This is a genomic window from Leptospira alexanderi serovar Manhao 3 str. L 60, assembly GCF_000243815.2.
GTDB classification, from domain to species: domain Bacteria; phylum Spirochaetota; class Leptospiria; order Leptospirales; family Leptospiraceae; genus Leptospira; species Leptospira alexanderi.
Map to the genome: position 1 here is coordinate 72501 of NZ_AHMT02000001.1, position 2500 is coordinate 75000.

Sequence of the window (2500 nt, forward strand, 5' to 3'; positions counted from 1 at the left end):
GGAAGCGTTCCAAGTGGAAAAACAGAAATAACTGATTGAAAATAAGGCAATTAACCACAACACGATCGTAGTTATTTGATTGAATTTCGGAAAATCGTTTTTGGGATAACGTGCGATAAACTGCCCGATGTGCAAAATTGCGGGAAGAATGAAGCCTACTGTAATCCAGCGATGATATGCCGCAAAAGGATGATAAAGAAATGTAGCGACAACATAACCAAATTGGAATATTCCAAGAAAAAAAGTCCCAATTGCCAAATGTTTCGTGCCCGATACTTTTTGATCAATAAAAAGAAACACACCGGAAACGAGCATGGAAGTTAAGAACAGTAACAAACTCCCAAAAGAATAATAATTTAAAAACACGTTGTTCGAGACGAATCCAGTTTCGCCCATAAACTTAATAAACCTTTTTTTTAAAAAATTTTTAATCGATTCCGAAGGAATCGGTTTTTATCTTTTAGAACAAACGTTACTTTAACTGTAAGAATCTTCTTTTCAATGATAAAATTAGAATCAATTCGATTTAACGAATGATTGGAGATCTTATTTCAAAAATATATCACTTAAGTGATCGCAAAAAATTATAGGCTTACCAAAAATTTTATTTTTAAGACAAACAATGAATTTTCATAATATGTTTTTTATTTTAGGGAAATTAGAGTTTTTGAAAAATTAATTCCGGATGGCTTTAATTTCATTACGACAGACGAGTCATGCGGTTTGGTACTATAAATTATACAATTTTTCAATAACTCTATTGTATAAAAGTTCCGAGGATGGATTCCTTTTGGAAAGTTTTCCAAGTATAAACTTCATAAGGACCGGGAATAACCCATCCTTTCAATAAACTGGACCAATTTTTATTTCGAATAGATTTCAGTTTTAAAATTACTTCTTTTGTCGTTTTAGGAGAATTTTCAAAAACCAATTTTTTGACAAAATCCCGATATCCCACAGGACCTAATTCTTTATAAAGAATATATTGAACTTTTAAAGCTTTATTATAAAAGACAGAAGTAGCCGAAGGATATTTCTGTCTAAAATCCGGATCCAATGGAAAATCTTTTCCGCCTTGAAGACCTTCTTCTGTATCCCACTCTTCAGCGATTGAAATAAGCTCTTCCTTTGTGAGATCGATTTTCTTTTCTTTGTACAAAACAAAAGGTAAAAAAGAAACCAATCCTTCACTCAACCAAGCTAAATCTGAAAAGTAAAAATGCCCGAGTTCATGAAACAATAACGCCGGATACCCTATGGGAGAAAGATCGGGTTCCATAAAAATTCCACGCGTTGTTCCCAAATCCCCGGAGATATTATTGTATCCTGTGACTCTGGTTCCGTTTAGAAAAATCTGATCTTGGATTATCAAAAGAACCTTATATTTTTCGGAAGCCTTTTGGTCCTCAAATATAGATGCACTGGCTTCGTGAAAGGAGATACCGGAATAAGATTCTAAGGCTCTAAAAAAATCGGAGGTTTTGCGGTGAGCAAATTCGTTCCAATTGCTACTTTGGGAATTATTTCGAATTTCAAGTATAAGTTCCCCTCGATTTAGAGGAATCCTTCGAATCCATTTATTCTTATCCGAATAAAGATTAATAGAAATTAAGAATAAAATTCCTAATAAGAATTTACGCACGATCTCTTTCGATAAGTTTTAAAAGTCTTTCCCCGTTTTGATTTCCGGGATCTAAGTGTATTAATTTTCGAGCCATTTTTTCGGCGAGATCAAATTGGTCCATTAAGCGATAGATATCGGAAAGATTAACTAAATTAGATAAGTTATCCGGTTGAATATCGTTTAGTTTCAAACTCGCTTGAAGAGCTTGTTCATACTTTCCTACTTTTTTATTTGCAATGGAAAGATAAAACCAATACTCATGTAACCCTGGATCAGTTTTGAGGTAATTATTTAAAACTTCAATCGCTGTCGTATAATCCTTACCTTTAAAACTCAAAAGACCCAAAAGTTTATTGATTCTTTGATTTGCGGTATCGTTCGTATATCCTGTCTTGAGAAGTTCGAGAGCTTGATCTATTTTGCCATTTTTATATAGCTGCTTTGCGTCTTCATAGATCATATCTGGATTTAAAGCGACTTCGATTCTATCATCGGAGGTGAACATTTCATCCAACTCGTCCTTTTTGGCTTCAGCTTGAAATTCGACCTTTAAAAGGGAAAGATCGTCCGTTAATTCTCCATGCTTGCGGATTTCAGTTTCAATATCTTCTAAGTTTCCTTTTCCGTTTTCCACGTTTAAAAGGAATAAATTCTCGTCTTCGTTGATCGTTCTCACTGTATCTTCAGAAGTAAGATCGATATCGTCTCGACCATCCGATCCGAGAATTAAAACGTCTCCTTTTTTTAATTCGAAATTTTGCACTTGAAAATCGAACTCCGAATCCAATCCCAATTTACGGAGCTGAAGTCCCGTTTCCAAAAAGCTGGCCTTTCCATCTCGATATAAAACTGTAAACGGGTGTTCTGCATTGAAGT

The 2500-nt window shown here is 34.4% G+C and carries 3 protein-coding genes (2 of these 3 only partly in view); all 3 read right to left on the minus strand.

The annotated features are described in order from the left end of the window. On the minus strand, positions 1 to 396 hold the start of the coding sequence (locus LEP1GSC062_RS00340; protein WP_020983096.1) for a SpoIIE family protein phosphatase. The gene continues 2802 nt to the left of window position 1, outside the view; 396 of the gene's 3198 nt are visible here — the first part of the coding sequence; the start codon lies at positions 394 to 396; its stop codon lies beyond the left edge, outside the window. Positions 397 to 757: 361 nt separating this feature from the next. Then, on the minus strand, positions 758 to 1642 hold the full coding sequence (locus LEP1GSC062_RS00345; RefSeq protein ID WP_010577377.1) for a hypothetical protein: 885 nt from the start codon (positions 1640 to 1642) through the stop codon (positions 758 to 760). Further along, positions 1635 to 2500, minus strand: partial view of a SpoIIE family protein phosphatase gene (locus LEP1GSC062_RS00350; protein ID WP_020983029.1) — the end only. It continues 2317 nt past the right edge of the window; the window shows 866 of its 3183 coding nt (coding positions 2318–3183); its start codon lies beyond the right edge, outside the window; the stop codon is at positions 1635 to 1637. The genes LEP1GSC062_RS00345 and LEP1GSC062_RS00350 overlap by 8 nt, the downstream gene beginning before the upstream one ends.